At 39.1% G+C, this 17,994-nt stretch carries 18 protein-coding genes; 8 read left to right on the top strand and 10 right to left on the bottom strand.

All coding sequences use genetic code 11. The annotated features are described in order from the left end of the window. Window positions 1–8: 8 nt before the first annotated feature. Window positions 9–1,028 (bottom strand): Bug family tripartite tricarboxylate transporter substrate binding protein, encoded by a 1,020-nt coding sequence (locus AOC35_RS00725; RefSeq protein WP_108645304.1) that lies wholly within the window; start codon window positions 1,026–1,028, stop codon window positions 9–11. Between the two features lie 247 nt (window positions 1,029–1,275). Between AOC35_RS00725 and AOC35_RS00730 the strand changes: the two genes are divergently transcribed. Both AOC35_RS00730 and AOC35_RS00735 read left to right on the top strand, forming a co-directional pair. Further along, window positions 1,276–2,493, top strand: a complete 1,218-nt coding sequence (locus AOC35_RS00730; RefSeq protein ID WP_108645305.1) for an MFS transporter — start codon at window positions 1,276–1,278, stop codon at window positions 2,491–2,493. 108 nt (window positions 2,494–2,601) lie between these two features. Then, complete coding sequence (locus AOC35_RS00735; protein WP_108645306.1) at window positions 2,602–3,465, top strand: EamA family transporter; 864 nt, start codon at window positions 2,602–2,604, stop codon at window positions 3,463–3,465. A gap of 37 nt (window positions 3,466–3,502) precedes the next feature. Here AOC35_RS00735 and AOC35_RS00740 read toward each other — a convergent pair whose 3' ends face one another. The 3 genes from AOC35_RS00740 to AOC35_RS00750 are packed head-to-tail and all read right to left on the bottom strand — an operon-like array spanning window position 3,503 to window position 6,475. After that, a complete protein-coding gene (locus AOC35_RS00740) occupies window positions 3,503–4,459 on the bottom strand; it encodes a Bug family tripartite tricarboxylate transporter substrate binding protein (protein ID WP_108645307.1) in 957 nt (318 codons plus the stop codon). A 9-nt stretch (window positions 4,460–4,468) separates the two neighbouring features. Continuing rightward, on the bottom strand, window positions 4,469–5,446 hold the full coding sequence (locus AOC35_RS00745; RefSeq protein ID WP_159077413.1) for a Bug family tripartite tricarboxylate transporter substrate binding protein: 978 nt from the start codon (window positions 5,444–5,446) through the stop codon (window positions 4,469–4,471). Between the two features lie 45 nt (window positions 5,447–5,491). Next, window positions 5,492–6,475, bottom strand: coding sequence for a Bug family tripartite tricarboxylate transporter substrate binding protein (locus tag AOC35_RS00750; RefSeq protein ID WP_108645309.1), 984 nt, complete (start codon window positions 6,473–6,475; stop codon window positions 5,492–5,494). A 59-nt stretch (window positions 6,476–6,534) separates the two neighbouring features. On the opposite strand from AOC35_RS00750, the gene AOC35_RS00755 reads away from it, so the two are divergent. Both AOC35_RS00755 and AOC35_RS00760 read left to right on the top strand, forming a co-directional pair. Continuing rightward, window positions 6,535–7,641 carry an alpha/beta fold hydrolase gene (locus tag AOC35_RS00755; RefSeq protein ID WP_108645310.1) on the top strand — a complete coding sequence of 369 codons (1,107 nt, stop codon included), beginning with the start codon at window positions 6,535–6,537 and terminating at the stop codon, window positions 7,639–7,641. Beyond that, window positions 7,631–8,008, top strand: a complete 378-nt coding sequence (locus tag AOC35_RS00760) for a VOC family protein (RefSeq protein WP_245898387.1) — start codon at window positions 7,631–7,633, stop codon at window positions 8,006–8,008. Before AOC35_RS00755 ends, AOC35_RS00760 begins: the two co-directional genes overlap by 11 nt. 50 nt (window positions 8,009–8,058) lie before the next feature. Here the strand turns inward: AOC35_RS00760 and AOC35_RS00765 are convergent, their stop codons facing one another. Next, a complete protein-coding gene (locus AOC35_RS00765) occupies window positions 8,059–9,252 on the bottom strand; it encodes a methionine aminotransferase (protein ID WP_108645311.1) in 1,194 nt (397 codons plus the stop codon). A gap of 261 nt (window positions 9,253–9,513) precedes the next feature. On the opposite strand from AOC35_RS00765, the gene AOC35_RS00770 reads away from it, so the two are divergent. The 3 genes from AOC35_RS00770 to AOC35_RS00780 are packed head-to-tail and all read left to right on the top strand — an operon-like array spanning window position 9,514 to window position 12,484. Next, the gene (locus tag AOC35_RS00770; protein ID WP_211307456.1) at window positions 9,514–10,377 is read left to right on the top strand and encodes a TauD/TfdA dioxygenase family protein; all 864 of its coding nucleotides are present in this window, start codon (window positions 9,514–9,516) and stop codon (window positions 10,375–10,377) included. 5 nt (window positions 10,378–10,382) lie between these two features. Next, complete coding sequence (locus tag AOC35_RS00775) at window positions 10,383–11,495, top strand: mandelate racemase/muconate lactonizing enzyme family protein (protein ID WP_108645312.1); 1,113 nt, start codon at window positions 10,383–10,385, stop codon at window positions 11,493–11,495. Window positions 11,496–11,530: 35 nt separating this feature from the next. Continuing rightward, window positions 11,531–12,484: a Bug family tripartite tricarboxylate transporter substrate binding protein gene (locus tag AOC35_RS00780; protein ID WP_159077414.1), complete on the top strand. Its 954-nt coding sequence runs from the start codon at window positions 11,531–11,533 to the stop codon at window positions 12,482–12,484. Window positions 12,485–12,518: 34 nt separating this feature from the next. Here the strand turns inward: AOC35_RS00780 and AOC35_RS00785 are convergent, their stop codons facing one another. The 3 genes from AOC35_RS00785 to hisD are packed head-to-tail and all read right to left on the bottom strand — an operon-like array spanning window position 12,519 to window position 15,636. Next, window positions 12,519–13,556, bottom strand: a complete 1,038-nt coding sequence (locus AOC35_RS00785; RefSeq protein ID WP_108645314.1) for a LacI family DNA-binding transcriptional regulator — start codon at window positions 13,554–13,556, stop codon at window positions 12,519–12,521. Then, entirely contained in the window at window positions 13,553–14,314 is a 762-nt protein-coding gene (locus AOC35_RS00790; protein WP_108648652.1) for an SDR family NAD(P)-dependent oxidoreductase, read from the bottom strand. Before AOC35_RS00790 ends, AOC35_RS00785 begins: the two co-directional genes overlap by 4 nt. Beyond that, entirely contained in the window at window positions 14,314–15,636 is a 1,323-nt protein-coding gene (gene hisD / locus AOC35_RS00795; protein ID WP_108648653.1) for a histidinol dehydrogenase, read from the bottom strand. The genes AOC35_RS00790 and hisD overlap by 1 nt, the downstream gene beginning before the upstream one ends. 279 nt (window positions 15,637–15,915) lie before the next feature. Between hisD and AOC35_RS00800 the strand changes: the two genes are divergently transcribed. Further along, the gene (locus tag AOC35_RS00800; RefSeq protein WP_159077415.1) at window positions 15,916–17,274 is read left to right on the top strand and encodes an HD-GYP domain-containing protein; all 1,359 of its coding nucleotides are present in this window, start codon (window positions 15,916–15,918) and stop codon (window positions 17,272–17,274) included. Window positions 17,275–17,371: 97 nt separating this feature from the next. On the opposite strand, the gene AOC35_RS00805 is transcribed toward AOC35_RS00800, so the two are convergent. Both AOC35_RS00805 and AOC35_RS00810 read right to left on the bottom strand, forming a co-directional pair. Then, window positions 17,372–17,569, bottom strand: coding sequence for a CsbD family protein (locus AOC35_RS00805; protein WP_108645316.1), 198 nt, complete (start codon window positions 17,567–17,569; stop codon window positions 17,372–17,374). A 50-nt stretch (window positions 17,570–17,619) separates the two neighbouring features. Next, window positions 17,620–17,937, bottom strand: coding sequence for a BON domain-containing protein (locus AOC35_RS00810; protein WP_108648654.1), 318 nt, complete (start codon window positions 17,935–17,937; stop codon window positions 17,620–17,622). Window positions 17,938–17,994 lie beyond the last annotated feature (57 nt).

The raw sequence follows: 17,994 nt of genomic DNA on the forward strand, positions 1-17,994 counted from the left end.
ATTTGAATTTATTGTGGTTTTATTCCAAGGCTTTGAATCAGTTTTGAGTAACGCACAAAGTCCGCTTCAATTACCTCTTTAAAGGATTGGGGGGTATAAGCTTGCACATACAACTCCATTCCTTTTAATTTATCGACGACTTCTTTTTGGGACATTGCAAGGTTAATCGCATGATTCATTTTTTGAATGATTTCTGGAGGAGTGCCAGCCGGTGCTACATAACCAAACCAACCCGTGGCATTAAAACCCGGGACTACTTCATTTGCAAGTTGTGCATTTGGCCAAGTAGTTGGGCTTGTTGCAGCTGTAATCCCTAAGAGCTTCAGTTTACCTGCTTGAATTTGTGTCACAAAGGACGACATCCCTAAAATACCAACTTGCACTTGACCACCTATGACATCAGTTGCTACTTGGACACTTCCTTTATAAGGCACATGAATGTAGTCAAAACCAGCTCGTAACCTTAAGTCTTCGAAAGTTAAAAAGGGATAACCTCCTTCACCATTGGTAGCTACCGTTAACATTTTTGGATTTGCTTTGGCATAAGCAACCATCTCTTTTAAATTATTAAAGGGAGCATTAGGCGTTGCTACTATCCCCTGAAAATTGGTTGAAATGAGAGCAATAGGCTCCAAATCCTTCAGAGGATTGTATTTGACACTTTTAAGAGTGTTGGGGAGCACAATTAAGTTACCTGTTTGTGCGGATGCGAAGGTATATCCGTCCGGATTTGACCTGACCAAATTGGCGATACCAATTGATCCGCTACCGCCGATGACATTCTCCACAATAATCGGTTGCCCCAAAATTTCTGTAAGCTTAGGGGAAATCATTCGTGTAGTTAAATCGATCGAATCACCAGGTGGAAAAGGAATGATGATTTTGATAGGCTTATTCGGCCAAGCTTGGGCAAAGGCACTAGGGGCAAGAACGGTTTGGAAACAACAAAGGATACTTACAAAAGCAGTATAAAAAAACTTTCGATAAAGCAAGCGATTTACTTTACCAATCAATTGATTGATTAACATTTCTTTGTCCCCTCTAAGATATTCTTTTTCTTAAAGCCTACTCTATTAGTATTCAAATATCAATAAGGACAAATCCTGCATGAAGTCTTAACTCAAAGAAATTTCAAAATTAGTCCGAAAGTAACCACTTTATAAGACTTGAATAAAAAACCAACATACCTAATAAATAGAGCTTAGATTTTCTAAGAAGTAGAATAATCCTTATTCTGAGAAATGTTTTAGCTAACAGAGCATTAATAATAAAAACATGAAGACAAAAAATATCATTATTTGCATGCTTTGCTCACAAGTCCTAACTTTGCTTGGCTTTGCAAGTTATGCCGTGACCTTAAATACACTCCAACAAGAATGGAGTTTATCTAATTTTCAATCTGGCTTTATCGCCAGTATATTTTTCTTTGGTTATATTGGCTTTGTTTCTTGCGCGACTGTTCTCACAGATCGTTTAGATGCGAGAAAAATTTATTTAATCGGTGTTGGTATTGAATTCATTGGACTGATCGGCTTAGCTACTTTGACGACTGGTTTTTACAGCGCCTTATTTTTTATGTTTCTCAACGGCGCTGGTGTTGCTGGAGCCTACATGCCTGGCTTGAAAATTATTACCGATCGGGTCAAGACGGGAGAGTTAACAAGATATATTTCTTTTTATACAGCTTTTTTTGGAGTTGGAGTAGGTCTTTCCTACTTATTATCAGGCATCATTTTAGCTACTTTTAATTGGCATTATGTGTACGGAATGATTGCTATTGGTCCATTATTAGCCTGGTTGATTGTATATTTTTTGATTGAGCCACTCACTGATAAAAAATGGCAAAGTAACCTCAATTTGCATTGGAAAGATATTTTCCCGATTGATCGATGGAAACTCGTGTTAAAAAACAAAGATGCATCTACGTATATTTGGGGTTACGTTGTTCACTCCCTAGAGTTATTTGCCTCAAGAAGTTGGTTAGTCGCCTTCTTTTTAATTTGCGCATCTAGTACTGACTATCCTCCTCTTCTGAGTGGAACTGAATCAGCTAGCCTCATTAATTTTTTTGGAGTCCCTGCTTCGATTCTTGGTAATGAGATAGCAATTCGAATTGGTCGAAAAAAATGGATTTATATAGCGATGGTTTTAAGCACTATTTTCGGTATCCTGTTATCGCTATCGATTGGTCAAGCATGGTGGTTAGTGATGATTTTTGCAATCCTACATAGTCTTTTTATTATGGCAGATTCTGCTACCTTAACAGCTGGGTTGGTTACGAGTACTTCGGATCAACTAAAGGGTGCCGCAATGGGATTACATTCCATGATGGGATTTGGTGGCGGACTCTTAGGACCATCCATTTTTGGCTTTGTTTTAGATATCTCTGGTGGGCAGCAGCAACCAAGTGCTTGGGTCTTTGCTTATCTATCAATCGTGATTTGGGGATTCGTTTTTGTTGCTTATCAATTAAAAAGAAAAACCACCAATTAACTTGCCAACTACTTTTTTGAAAAAATCATCCTATGTGAGATAGTGGTAATGTTGCCTTATCAGAGCTTTACAATAAATTTTTGAATCACCAAATAAAAACTTAAATCTATGCAAAATTCCTACCTTCTTCTTGCCTTAATTTCAATGTGTTGTTATGGATTAGGGGACTTGGTATTTAAATTTGCTGCTCGTAAAGGGCTTCCATCTCACAGGTTCTTGATTTTACAAACCGTATTCTTTCTGCCTAGCGCCCTTTTCTTAGGGTGGATTACTGACTCTCTTCATTTTGGCATGCCGTTTATGTTCGGCATGTGTGCTGGGGTAACCCTGTATTTTGCGTTACTCTATTTTTCTATTAGTTTGAATACCGGAGACGTTAGCGTAGTTGCTCCTGTTTTTAGAAGTAGTTTTGTTTTATCGGGGATTCTTGCACTGCTATTTTTAAATGAATCCTTAACTTTGAATAAGATATTTGCTTTTGCATTATTAGTCTTGGCAGCATTTTTATTATTGAGTAATCTTTCATTTCGTTCTAATCAGGCCTCTGAAATAAAAACAGATAAAAGTTATTTTAAAAGCCTCATTATCGCTACAGTTCTCCTCGGAATTTCGGGCTTTATTTATAAATTAGGCGCTATTGCTGGAGGTAATTCGATTTCTATCGTTACTGGGCAAGCGACAGTCTTTTTTACATTGGCTTTTTCTGCTAGTTACTACAAGGACAAAAGAATCATCTTTTTATGGAAATATCTTTACTTAGGATTTGCTGCTGCATTCTTTTTATTTTTAGCTCTCTATTTTTTACTTGAGGCCTTAAAATCTGGTCCTGCAACCACTGTTGTGACCATCTCACAGATGGGTTTTGTTGTGACTGCGATTTTAGGTACCTTTATTTTTAAAGAAAAAATTTCTTTAAGGAAAGTTCTAGGTTTGGTTTGTTCAATTGTGGCAATGGTACTTTTAGCAACCTAAATATTTCTAATTGAGCTCTTTACTTTTTGTGTCTAATTCATTCGGCTTTAATGCCAGTTAATTTGACTATATTCGCCCAGTTTGCAATATCTTTTTTCAAGAGTGCACCCAATATTTCAGCTGATCCAGGATCTGGATCATAAGCAAGTGCAATTAACTGTTGCTTAATCTCAGGCGTATTGAGGCATTGAATAAAAGCTTGATTTACACGCTGAACAATATTTTTAGGAACACCTGTAGGCCCAAAGATGCCATACCAAGTATTTAATTCAAATCCTGGCACTGTTTCAGAGATTGTGGCAACGGAAGCAAGAATAGGGGTTCGCTTTAAGGTAGTCGTTCCCAAAGGAGTTAACTTATTAGCTTGAACTTGTGCAAGAACCGTAGAGGTGTTGGTAATTAAAACATCTACTTCATTAGCTAGTACAGCAGAAACTGCTGGCCCACCTCCTTTGTATGGAATATGGGTAAATTTGGTGCCTGTTAAATTTCCTAGCAACTCCATTCCTAAATGAGGCGTACTGCCGATTCCAGCCGAGGAATAATTTATTTTCCCGGGCTCTAATTTAGCCAGTTCGATTAATTCAGAAATATTCTTGGCTTTAAATTTGGGATTGGCTACTAAAACGCTCGGCGTATTGACCATTAACGCAATGGGCGTTAAATCTTTTACCGGGTCAAACGGGAGTTGACTATAGAGAGCTGAACTGATGGGTAGTGAGCTATTACCCAGTAGTAATATATAGCCATCGGGTGCTGCTTTTGCAACGTAATCAGCTCCAATATTCCCGTTAGCACCAGGCTTGTTATCCAAAACAATGGTTTGACCTAGCAACTCAGATAAACGCTTACTTAATGGGCGCATTAATACATCTGCACCACCTCCTGGTGGAAAAGGGATGACGATTTTGATTGGTTTAGTAGGATATTCCTGCGCAAAAGAAAGTGGTATTGCCAAAATAAAAGCACTAAGAATGAATACAATTTTTTTCATGAATTTTCTTTATTGGTCAATTTGAATATTTCTTGTTTTGATTAAGCTCATTAAACTAAGGCGCTCTTTTGTTGTCAAAGCCATGACTGTATCGGAGCTACCACTGAGTAGTTCCATACCAAGTTGGTCAAATTTTATTTTAAGATCTTTATCTTTTGTCACCTTTTGCAAAGCAATATTTAATTTTTTAATGATCTCCGGTGCAGTACCTGAAGGCGCAGCTAAGCCGTACCAGGCGTTTATTTCAAAGCCAGGCACACCAGACTCTGCAATGGTTGGAATGTTTTCTAAAATGGCAAGGCGCCTCAAATTAGTTATACCTAAAGCCTTTAATTTACTTGCGTTAATTAAGCTGACTGAGCTAAGTGCAATATCAAAGGTTATATCAACTTGATTCGAGAGCACCGCCTGTGTTGCCTCAATGTTACTTTTGTATGGAATATGTAACATTTTGATACCTGTTTGAGCTTGGAATAATTCGGCAGCTAACTGTAAAGATGATCCATTACCAGCAGAAGCATAAGAAACTTTTCCGGGGTTTTCTTTGGCATAGCGAACAAAATCGCTAACAGAATTAAACTTAGCTTGGGGAGCTGATACCAATACCATTGGCGAAGCTGAAACAAGCCCTACACCGACAAAATCAGAATCCACTTTATAAGGTAAATTCGTTTTAAAAATCGGATTATTCACAAAACTAGTTGAACTACAAAGAACTAGAGTATATCCATCCGGTAATGCTTTAGCTACTTTATCTGTGCCGATGATGGTGCCACCACCTGCAATATTTTCAATGACGATTGCTTGCCTTAGTTCGTTACTTAATTTTTCACTAATGATTCTAGTTAATTGATCGGCCGCACCGCCAGGTCCATAAGGGACTACTATTTTTATTGGCCTACTTGGATAAGAGTCTATTGGCTCTATTGCAAATACAGATGAACTGATTACTACACCTATTAATAATAGAAAGTTCCGTAGTTTCATATTTTGGATCTGAGGTTGGTGAATTTTATAAAAGATCATTAAAAATTAGCTTGCTTGAATATTCGATTCCTTTACGATTTGGGAATATCTTGTTTGCTCTTGCTTTATCAGAGTACTAAAATCTTCGGGCGAATTTGCAATCGCTTGAATATTTTGTTGCGACATCGATTGCACTAGTTCAGTCGTTTGAGCTGCTTTTTGAGTAGCATTACTCAGAGTCTGAATAATACTTTGTGGGGTACCACTAGGTGCAAGTAAACCATTCCACAGGGTAAAGCCCATTCTTTTGTAGCCTAATTCTTTTAAGGTTGGGAGCTCTGGAAAGAAAGGATTGCGTTCGTTACCCGTAATAGCAATCGGCACTAACTTACCTGATTTAATGTGACCGGCAACCGTACCAGGACCACTGAAAGCCATATCAATTTGTCCACCTATGAGGTCAACTGTTACAGGCGCTGCGCCTTTATAAGCCACATGTAAAAAATTCATGGAAGATTCAATCCCAAAGACATGACCACATAAATGTTGAATGCTGCCATTTCCAAGTGACCCATAAGTTAGCCCTGAATTTTTACTCTTGGCATAACTCAGTAACTCTTTTAAATTACTCACTTGTAGATTAGAGTTAACGACCAAAATTAGAGGATCGGAAGAAGTAAGTGATATCGCTGAAAAGTCATTAAAAGCATCGTAGGGAAGCTTATTGTAGATAAAAGGATTGATTGAAATAGTTGAAATATTGGTTTGAATGAGAGTATATCCGTCTGGAGGTGCTTTTGACAAAGCTTCCATAGCAATAATGCCTGCAGCTCCAGCGCGATTTTCAATCACAATCTGTTTACCCAAAAATTTTGACATTTGTTGGGCATAGCCTCGAGCCACCGCGTCCGCTCCGCCACCTGGGGGGACAGGAACAATCATTTTGATGGGTTTATTTGGGTAGGTATCAGCTTTGATAAGAGGACTTGCGATCAGGCCAAGACTCCCTAAAAGAAAATGGCGTCGTGAAATATCCCGAGATAACCCCATTATTGTCTCCAAGTATTAGAATAATTAATATTATTCGTACTTTATATCATAGAAATCAAATGAGACAAAACACCCCAACAGATTTAATTCTAACTACCGATCGGTTCGTGACTCACCTCTCCACTGTGCCAGCCAACTTGGGTCAGCCGGTCGGATTATTTGTTAGAGAGAAAGTTTTAGCAAGTCACCAAAATAAGGCTCAACCGAAAGTTGTATTAATGGTTCATGGTGGCTTTGCTCCGAGTTTAGTTGCCTATGACTTGGCATACAAAGATTATAGTTTTATGAATGCATTAGCATTACAGGGTTTTGATGTATTTGTGCTCTCTCATACTGGTTATCCACCTTCACCGCGTCCGATGATGGATGATCCTAATAATGTGGCAAAAGAACATCAGAGTGAATTGATTCCCCATATTCTGAGTGACTATTCAAATCCAAGATATCCTCACAAGTTGGTCTCAAGTGGGACTGAATGGGATGAATTAGAGACTGTAGTGAACTTTATTTGCGACTTACGAAAAGTGGATAAGATCTCTTTCGTGGGATGGTCTACCGGCACGCCTAGAGCTGGTGGATATGCGGCTCTGCATCCTGAGCGGGTGGATAAATTAGTCATGTTTGGCATTGCGCCGTTTTTTGATATTGAAGATCCCCCAACTCAATTTCCTGAAGATGGCGCACCAACGATCTTACAAACTAGAGATTTTCTCTTAAACAATCGTTGGCGGGATCATGTACATGGCGAACATCAACTTGAAGATCCGGAAGTATGCAATGCTGTATGGAATGAGTTAATGGCGGCGGACCCTATTGGTGCATCATGGGGAAGAGATGGCCGTGGGATTATGCGTGCACCGAATCGAATGAATTACGGCTGGAAAACAAATTTGAAAAAAATCAAAGCGCCTACTTTAATGTTGCTAGGAGAGTTTGATGATTATGAAAAACGTATCGAAGCCTGGAATGCACTAGAAAGTCCACAAAAAATGTTTATCAAGGTTAGACATTCGTCGCATTTTATGCAATTTGAATCTGCTAGACATTTTCTTTATAAATCTACCGTTAATTGGTTAGAGCAGGGAACTGTAGAAAATCATGTAAAGGGAGAGTTTGAAGTAAGCCCTGAAGGTGAATTATCGGAGCTACAAAAACTTGGAAACTAAAATTTATCTGGCTTGGTTTGAAATCTATGTTGATAACATGGCCAGAGCTAAAAATTTCTATGAGAAAGTCTTCAATTGTGTTTTGATGCCACAACCGACTGACGGTAGCTTTGAATTATTTCAGTTTCCTGACGCGGTTTTTAGTAATGGCGCGATGGGGGCATTAGTAAAACATCCTATGCGTAAACCATCGTTAGATGGAACCTTAATTTATTTCAATAGTGATGATTGTGCTATACAATCTTCCATTGCTTTACAAAACGGCGGACAACTATTTAAACCAAAATGGAGTATTGGACCTAATGGTTTTCTGGCGATTTTTGGGGATACTGAAGGTAATGCGATTGGCCTTCATTCATTTGAGTAATTACCTCTAGGAAAAAGAATCGAAGGTTTATTCGTCGTTATCTAGATAATTTAGCTCGCTATTTTCATTAATTGATCTAGCGCCGCAATTAAAGTAGCGTCCTTTTTAGCGTAACAAAATCGAATGACGTTTGAATTTACTGCTGAACTGTAAAATGCTGACACTGGAATCGCCGCTACTTTTACCTCGGTTGTTAACCATTTACAAAAATCAACCTCATTTAATTTAGCCTCAGAGATTTTTAATTGTGAGTAATCAACACATTGAAAGTAGGTGCCATCTGAGGGAAGTAATGAAAAGTGGGTATTACTTAAACCAGCTCTAAAAAAATCCCGTTTTTGTTGATAAAAAGTAGGTAACTCTTGATAGGCTTTTGGATAGTTTAGATAACTAGCTAAGCCGTACTGCATTGGGGTATTAACTGTAAACACATTAAATTGATGCACTTTACGAAATTCTGCCATTAACTCTTTGGGGGCTGCGACATACCCAACTTTCCAACCTGTAACATGAAAAGTTTTGCCAAAACTTGAGACTACAAAACTTCTTTCACATAACTCAGCATGACGAGAAATACTTTGATGGAGTTGGTTGTCGTAAACCATATGTTCGTATACTTCATCACTACAAATCAGTGCGTTCGTTGGCTTCACTAATTCTGCGAGTTTCTCTAGGTCCTCACTTTGCCAAACCATACCAGTTGGATTATGTGGCGAGTTGATCATAACAAGTCTTGTTTTAGGATTAATTGCGCTTGCTAAGTCGTTCCATGGAAGTACATATTTTTCTACTACTCCCATTTCATTTCTTTGAGGTATCATTTTTACTGAGATGGCTTTGCCGCCGGCCAAGTTGATTGCTGGCAGATAAGAGTCGTAGACAGGTTCAATCACCACCACCTCTTCACCGGGTCGAACTGTTGCTAAAACCACGGTTAAGATTGCTTGCGTTGCACCCGCTGTGACGGTAATTTCATCATCGGGTGAGTAGTATTTACCATACAGATCTTGAATTTTTTCAGAAATCTTATTTCTTAGTTCGGGGATACCGGCCATAGGAGGATATTGATTTTCCCCGTTTCTCATCGAGGATTCCACGCCGTCTAGTAACTTTGGATCGCAGGCAAAGTCTGGAAAGCCTTGACCCAAATTAATTGCCTGATGTTCCTTCGCTAAAGCGGACATGACGCTAAATATAGTAGTTTCCATCTCCGGAAATTTAGATTGCAAAAAGTTTTGGGCCATAACTTGATTCACTCAGGGTGAGAAGGTTTCGATAAGTTTATTTTACTGATCTAAGCAATGATTTGGAAAGTTAGGTTCGAATCAAAAATATGTAGTTAAAATAACTTTATATATCAAATTCAGTATAAAGAAACAATTTAATGATGTTGGCTATCAATGAGGTTTCTCATTTATTATTTGATGGTGTTGTTTAATTAGTAATCATTGAGTGACCAATAGCCTTATATTACTAGCAATGACATTTTTTAACGAGACAAAAACATGACAACAATCAAAGTTCAAAAATTAGCAGATGCCCTAGGTGCTGAGATTTCTGGTGTCGATCTTTCCAAGCCGATTGCGCCTGACGATATGGCTCAAATTTTGGAAGCATGGAAGAATCATTTGGTACTCCGGTTTAGAGGTAGAGAATTAAGTGACCCTCAGTTACTGGATGTTACGCGTAACTTTGGTGAGATAGATCCGCCTGGCCCTAACTCTTACGGTAAGCCTTTTTTAGCAGACTTTCCTGAAATGAATGTGATTTCCAACATCAAGGTTGGAGATCAGGCGATTGGTGGTTTAGGAGATGGGGAAGCCTCATGGCATGCTGATATGACCTATATTGAGAAACCGCCTAAAGGATCATTTCTCCATGCTTTAGAGATTCCTGAAGAGGGTGGTAATACCTCTTGGTCCAATATGTATCTAGCCTATGAAACATTATCAGATTCATTAAAAAAAGAGATCAAAGGCCTGAAGGCGATTCATGACTCGACTTACAATAGCGCTGGCATGATTCGTAAGGGGATGAAAGATGTAACGGATCCTAGAGAAGCACCCGGAGCGCATCATCCTTTGGTGACGGTTCATCCTGAATCGGGCCACCCTACTTTATTTTTAGGTCGACGCAGAAATAGTTATATTCTCGGCATGGATTTAGAGGCAAGCAATCAGCTATTAGATGAATTATGGGATCATGCTGCAAAACCAGAGTTTACTTTCACGCAAGTATGGCAATTACATGATTTGATCCTTTGGGATAATCGTTGCACATTACACCGTCGGGATAGCTTTGATCCCAATGCAAGACGTTTGATGCATCGTACCCAAATAAAAGGTAGTACCGTCATTCCATTCAATTAAATATTATGAAATCAATCATTACTAAAGTAGAAGTTTTCGGTGTTGCTGTTCCCTTAGTTGGCGGCGGATTTAAAAACGCTTATGTCACCAAGACTGTTCAAAAAAGTGCAGTTATTCGTATCACGGATGATAGTGGTAACGTTGGTTTAGGCAATATCGATCCTTCACCAGGATATTCTGCTGAATCGATTGAAGATTCTCTAAAGGTTTTAAAAGAAATCTTGGCTACTTTAATTGTGGGCTTTGATACCTTCAATGTGCATCATCTACTCAAAAGGATGAATCAGTCCGTTGATCAATTTTATGACGCCAAAGCCGCGATGGAAATGGCTTGTACAGACTTGATTTGTAGGAAGCTCAATATTCCCGTTTACACTTTCCTAGGGGGTAATGTTACTGATAATGTCCTCTTTAATGCTTGGATTGGTATCTTGCCTCCCGATGAGGCAGCTGCTGAAGCGAAGAAATGGTTTGATAAAGGATTTCAGTCTGCCAAAGTCAAAGTAGGTGCAGATATCTATGCCGATAGAGACCGAATTGCGGCAATTCGTGAAGCAGTTGGCCCTGATATGAAGCTCAGAGTTGACGCCAATGCAGGTTATACCGTTGAAGAATCAATTGCCCTTGGTAAGTTACTTGAGCCTTTTAATTTACAACTGTTTGAGCAACCAGTACATGCTGATGATTTGGACGGTATGGCAAAAGTACGTCAAGCAATTGGTATTCCAGTCATGGCCGATGAGTCGATTATTGACCACGCTAGTTTGATTGCAGTCATTAAAAAAGACGCTGCTGATATCGTTAAATTAAAAGTGATGAAGCAAGGTGGATTTTTAATTGCAAGAAGAATGCTGGAAACGGCGAGTGCTGCCGGACTGAAAGTGGTGATTGGACATGGCTTCGGGCTTGGCGTTAATACGGTTGCAGAAATCATGTTTGCAGCGACTAGTGAGGATGTCTTACCTGGCCTTGAATGCGTTGGACCGCTAAAAACGGTAGATGATATTGTGCATAACAAGTTAGATATTTCAAGTGGATCCTTAGCACTCCCCAATGGTCCTGGGTTAGGAGTTGTCTTAGATGATGAAAAAATACAGAAATACAGTTTTTTTAAATGAACTCAATAATCCTTTCAAAAGTAAAGTTACACCAAATGAGTATTAAAAATCTTTGCTTCATTTTTTGTGTGTTGTTTGGTAGTCTTGCTTTTGCTCAAGGAAGTAGAACTACGACCATCGTTGTCCCATTTGCATCGAGTGGAACGGTTGATATTGTTGCCAGACAATTAGCGCCAGACTTAAGTAAGTTACTAGGCGACTCAGTCGTGATTGAAAATAGAGGTGGTGGTGGCGGTACGATTGGAACTACCAAGTTAGCAACTGCAAATCCTGATGGTAAGACACTGATGTTTCATCATATGGGTTTTGTATTTAATCCAGCCTTATACGATAAACTTCCTTATGATACCCGCCGAGACATTATTCCTGTAGCTAGCGTGGGCGTTACTCCAAATGTTTTAGTGGTTACTAATTCTCTACCGGTGAAAACAGTTTCTGAGTTTTTAGCATACGTAAATAAAAATCCTGATAAAGTCAATTACGGATCAGGTGGGGTGGGAAGTGCAGGACACCTTGCGATGGAAATGCTCAAAGATAGAGCACATTTTCGAGCTACTCATGTTCCCTATAAGGGGTCAGGACCCGCAATTGTTGATTTAATTAGCGGTCAAATCCAAGCGATGTTCATGACGATCGCAGCAATCAAACCTTATATTGATTCTGGTCAAGTTAGAGCTATTGCAACCTCGGGAATGGTGCGGACTCCGTCACTACCGAATATACCAACACTTGATGAGAGTGGTTTAAAAGGCTTTAGTTTTGAGCCTTGGTACGGTGCATTTGCTCCAGCCAAAACACCGCCAAAAACTTTAGATCAAATACATAAAGCAATTAATGAAGCGATCAAGGATCCTGAAAACCAAACTAAGCTTTTAGCTCAGGGATTAGAGATTAAGCCAATGTCCAGAGCGCAGTTTACAGATATTGTTGAACTTGATCTTGTGAAATGGGATAAGTTAATTCGACAACTGAATATCAAAGCAGACTAATTGAACAAGTGGAGTCCTTTGAGTAGGATGCCGCTTATTCTTGGAGTGAAGTGTTGAGCTGTTTTCGAAGTGTGTTTCGCTCAATAATCTCACAAGGAATCACAAGATGTTCGGGTTGGATTTCATGTTGAATTTGATTCAATAATACCCCAACCGTGGCAAGCACCATTTGATTGACATCTTGGCTCATTGTTGTCAACTGATAGCTTTGCCAATTGGCTTGTGGAATATTATCAAAACCAATAATGCCAATATCTTCTGGAATCCGAAGTTGTAGTTCTTCTCGAATCACGTCCATAGTTGCAATCGCCATATGATCATTCGCCACAAAGATGGCATCTGGACGATTTTTTGACCTGAAAAGTTCTCGGGTTGCTTCTTTAGCTTGATTAAAGTCGTAGTTACCTACTGATCTGAAGGAAATGGCAAGATTAAATTCAGCTAATCCATCCCTTAAACCATTCTCCCGCTGAATACTAGTAGAGGAGTTTTCAAGACCACTAATAAATGCAATTTTTTGATATCCTCGCTCTACGAGTGTTTTCGCAACCATCTTGCCACCTTTATAGTTATCGGTGGTCACAGAACTTGTACTGGTAAGATTCGATTGGCTAATAGACGAAATTCGGTTGAAGAGTACAACGGGTACTCCAGCCGCGGCACAATTTTTAGCTAAATTAGGTGATAGTGTTGCGGACGCCATGACGATGCCGTCCACTTGATATTGCAAAATGTCCAGCAATATCGAATCTGCATCAAAATTATTGGTTTGTCCAATAAATAATAAGACGTGATATCCCTGTTTTTGAAGTTCTTGACTAAGATGCTCAATCACGAGAGGATAAAATTGATTTTCTAAATAACTCATTACCAATGCGATGATTCGACTTTGGTTCGTAGAAAGACTTCTTGCTATCGCATTGGGGCGGTAACCCAACTTGTTGGCAGCAAGAAGTACTTTCGACTTCGTTTTTTCAGAAACCGAGGCTCCAGGTGTGAAGGTACGACTAACAGCAGATTGTGAAACATTTGCAAGCACTGCAACATCCAGTGCTGTTGGCCCCGATTTCATGCAGCAGTCCAACCTCCATCAAGTACCAATGCACTTCCAGTAATTAAACTTGAGGCAGGGCTCGCTAGAAAAACAATCGAGCCCATAATTTCATCTGGTTGACCTAGTCTACCAAGCGCAATTTTATCAATTACCCATGAACGGAATGTTTTATCTTCAAACATCGGGGCTGTCATATCAGTCTCGATAAAGGTCGGGCAGATTGTATTCACCCGAATATTGGCTGCTCCCAGTTCCCAAGCAAGAGCTTTGGTCATTCCTTCAAGTGCGTGCTTACTTGCGCAATAAAGGGTGCGGCGTGGGCTGCCCACTAAACCCATTTGGGAAGAAATATTAATAATTGAACCCGGTAGTTTTGCTGCCAGAAGTTGTTGTGTAACCTTGCGCGTGACATAAAAAGCTGCTTTGATATTGAGATCAAATACCGCATCAATATCCTCATTTTTAACGTCTACTAGGTGCTTTGGTCGATTCATTCCAGCATTATTGACCAGAATTTGAAACGGTTCGCGTGCACCTAATGATTCGTCTACGGCGTGAGGATCAGTAACATCAAGCTGAAGGATTTCACACTCAAAGCCTGCTTTGTTGAACTCCTTTGCTGCAGAATCTAAGGTATCTCTTGACCGTGCGGCGATAGTAACTTTTGCCCCGGCTTGCGCCAGGGCAATTGCAGCAAAATATCCAATACCTCTACTCCCACCAGTTACTAATGCTCGCTGTCCATCTACTCTAAAATTGGGCGTATGCATAACAATCAATCTTCTTTAGATGCTACAGGTTGATACCAAGGCAAGTCAGGACGATTGCCATATCGACGCACACGAATATTGGCTTGCTCACCGTGACCGGCAAAATTTTCCATATGGCACAAGCGTGAACAATATTCACCCATGATGGTACTTGCCTCATCCGTTAAAACTTTTTGATAGGTACAGGTTTTAATAAACTTACCAACCCATAAACCACCGGTGTAACGTGCATTACGGTTGGTTGGTAAAGTATGGTTCGTTCCAATTACTTTGTCACCATAACTGACATTCGTTCTAGGACCTAAAAAGAGGGCACCAAAATTCGTCATGTTATTCAAGAAATAATCAGGATCTTTGGTCATGACTTGAACGTGTTCGAACGCTAATTCATCTGCTTTTTGGAGCATTTCTTCATAAGTGTCGCAAACAATAACTTCACCATAATCAGCCCAAGCTTGCTTAGCAATTTTTGCTGTTGGCAAAATGGCTAATTGACGCTCGACTTCTTCCATCGTTTCTTTAGCCAGCTTTTCGCTATTGGTTAACAAAATAGCAGGTGATGTTGGACCGTGTTCAGCTTGACCTAATAGATCAACTGCACATAGTTCACCATCTAATGAATCATCTGCAATCACAAGTGTTTCCGTTGGACCAGCAAATAAATCAATTCCTACGCGACCATAAAGTTGGCGTTTGGCTTCAGCAACGTACATGTTGCCTGGACCAACTAGCATATCTACAGGTGCAATACTTTGCGTACCAACTGCCATTGCAACTACCGCCTGCACGCCACCTAAAACATAAATTTCATCAGATCCAGCCATGGACATGGCCGTCACAATTGCTGGGTGAGGCGCTCCTTCAAATGGAGGAGCAGTTGAAATGACACGTTTAACGCCGGCCACTTTAGCAGTTAATACACTCATATGAGCTGATGCTAGTAAGGGGTACTTGCCACCAGGAATATAGCAACCTACGGCATTGACTGGAATATGTTTGTGACCAAGAATCACGCCAGGATACGTTTCAACTTCGACGTCTTTCATCGAATCTCTTTGGATTTGAGCAAAATTACGAACTTGTTTTTGGGCAAAAGTGATATCAGCAATTTCTCTTGGAGAGAGAGAGTTACGTGCTTTTTCAATATCTGCCTGACTTAAGCGAAATTCGGCTGGATCCCAATTGTCGAACTTTTTACTATATTCACGAACAGCAGAATCACCATTCGCTTCAACGTCTTTAATAATTCCCTCTACGGTTTGACGAACTTTAGCATCGTCATCCAAACGCACTTGCGCATCTTTACCGCGCTTTAGATATCTAATCATGATAATTGCTCCTGTTAGTAATTGATTTAATTTTTTTAAAGTATATCGCAATTGCATGCGTATGCAAAAAACACCAATAGGGTTTATAGTGATCATTAGTAATTAAATTGGGCATAAGAGTAAGCACTAAAAGGCGCAATTGATTCAATTCAAGCAATTACCAGACTAAAAGAGAGCTATTTTTCTAAAAAATATTAAATGGTTGTTCAAAAAATGTAATTTTGAACATGAGTTCAATTTATACTGTTTAAAATAACAGCAAGTTACGCATATTAAAAATTGAATACAACCACCTTCATTTACACCATATTTCTATTTTTTGGATTGTTCTGCATCGGTGGGGCAGTAGTGCTTTTTACACAGTTTAAAAATGATAAGCAAACTTATGTAACTTCATGGATCATCGGTTTGGTTTTGTTGGGATTGGCCACTTTTTTAGTGTCCCTTAAAGGCATAATTCCGAGATTCGTATACTACGATCTTGGCAATACCTTAAGTATCTCTAGTTATGTTTACACTTATTACTCTTCCCAACATTTATTAGGTAGAAATTTTTCTTTTAGAAGAATTGGAATTGAAGCGCTCCTTGCTGCAATAGCTATGTTTGGTTTATTGAATTTCCTAGAAAATACTTCGAATATCAGTTTGCAACCTCTAATCGTCGCCATTTTAGCCACAGGCTTTAATCTGATTACTGGTATAGCTATTTATAAATTTTATAAGCTACGCCAAGTTCCATTCTCTTTAGCGCTCAGTATCAGCTTCTTCATTACAGCATTTATTTGGTTTATTCGTTTTATTTCGATAAGTATTTTAGATGTTGGTTTTGCTTATGACGGCGGGGTAATCAATATCTTAACCTTTATAGCTTTAATGGTTTTTGGTATTACAAGGTTTATGTTTTTCGTTGCTTTAGTAACTTCATTGGAGTGGGGTAAAAAGGAAGACCTCATTACAGAAAATTATTTAATGAAGATTCAGCTTGCGAATCAAAACACTATTAAAACTGAAAAGCAGTTTTTAGAGACATTAAATTCTTTAGCAAAAGCTAGGGATGGGGAAACTGGAAACCACATTATTCGAACCCAACATTACGTAAAATTATTAGCACAACGTCTTCAATCCTCAGGAACTTACTTAGAGCAAATTTCTAATGAATATATTGAGGCACTTTTTAGTTCTGCACCGCTTCATGACATCGGTAAGATAGGTATACCGGATAGTATTTTGCTTAAGAAGGGCCCATTAACGGATGAAGAGTGGTCCATCATGAAAACCCATGCTTTTATTGGCGAATCGGTGATGGATAGCGCTAAGATGGATATTGGTGCTGGGTCAAAGGTGGTAGAAATCGCAATTAAGATTGCTGGCGGACACCATGAAAAATGGGATGGATCTGGATATCCTCGTGGCTTAAGTGGTCAAGTTATTCCTCTAGAAGCACGAATCATGGCCCTTGCAGATATGTATGATGCCTTGGTTACTGAACGTCCTTATAAGAAAGCATGGACTCACGAAAAGGCAATGGCAGAAATTATTTCTAAACGTGGCAATCACTTTGATCCTGCGGTAGTCGATGCCTTTATTGCTGAGCAGGAGGCCTTTAAGGAAGTTGCAAGTAATTTCAGAGATGATTAGTAGTAACTATCTTTGTACCTGATTTCTCTAGTATTAAGCAAAAAGAATAATTAGAAGTTTCTACCTCAACATTATCGCCCTGAATTAACTATTAACATCAGGGCGAGTTTGAAAATAATTTGAGTATGTCTTTTAAATCTGATTTAATATTTCCTACTTCTGCCTGAACTTTTCCTACGATCTTTTCTGCTATACCTTTAGCCTCTAGCGACTTGTCTCCTAGAATCTTTCCGGTGGCTTCTTTTACCGACACTACAACTTCTTTAACTTGTCCTTTTATTTGATCTTTATTCATCTTGAGCTCCTTGATATTAAACTTCTGATTTAGTGCGTATTATTTATTGCTTATTTGTAAAGGGGATTATTACTCCCTTTAACCCGCATATCATTTTTAACGGCTTTAACACCTGTAATACCTTTAATGACTTCTACAGCTTTTTTGGTTTGTTCAATGCTACTTACAAATCCACTAAGTTGGACTTCACCTTTAAATGTTTCAACATTAATTTCAGCAGACTTTAAGGTTGGCTCGTTAAAAATTGCAGATTTAGCTTTTACAGTTAAAACACTATCGTCAACATATTGGCCAGTACTTTCTTGGGTCTTAGTTGCTGAACAAGCTACTAATGAAATTAAGATAGTACTGAATGCTAAAGTTAAGATTTATTGAGTTAGGCGCATTTGATTCTTTCTTGAAGATGGGCGACTTTTTGTAGGTGT

This window comes from Polynucleobacter rarus, assembly GCF_003072505.1.
In the GTDB taxonomy this organism is placed as follows: domain Bacteria; phylum Pseudomonadota; class Gammaproteobacteria; order Burkholderiales; family Burkholderiaceae; genus Polynucleobacter; species Polynucleobacter rarus.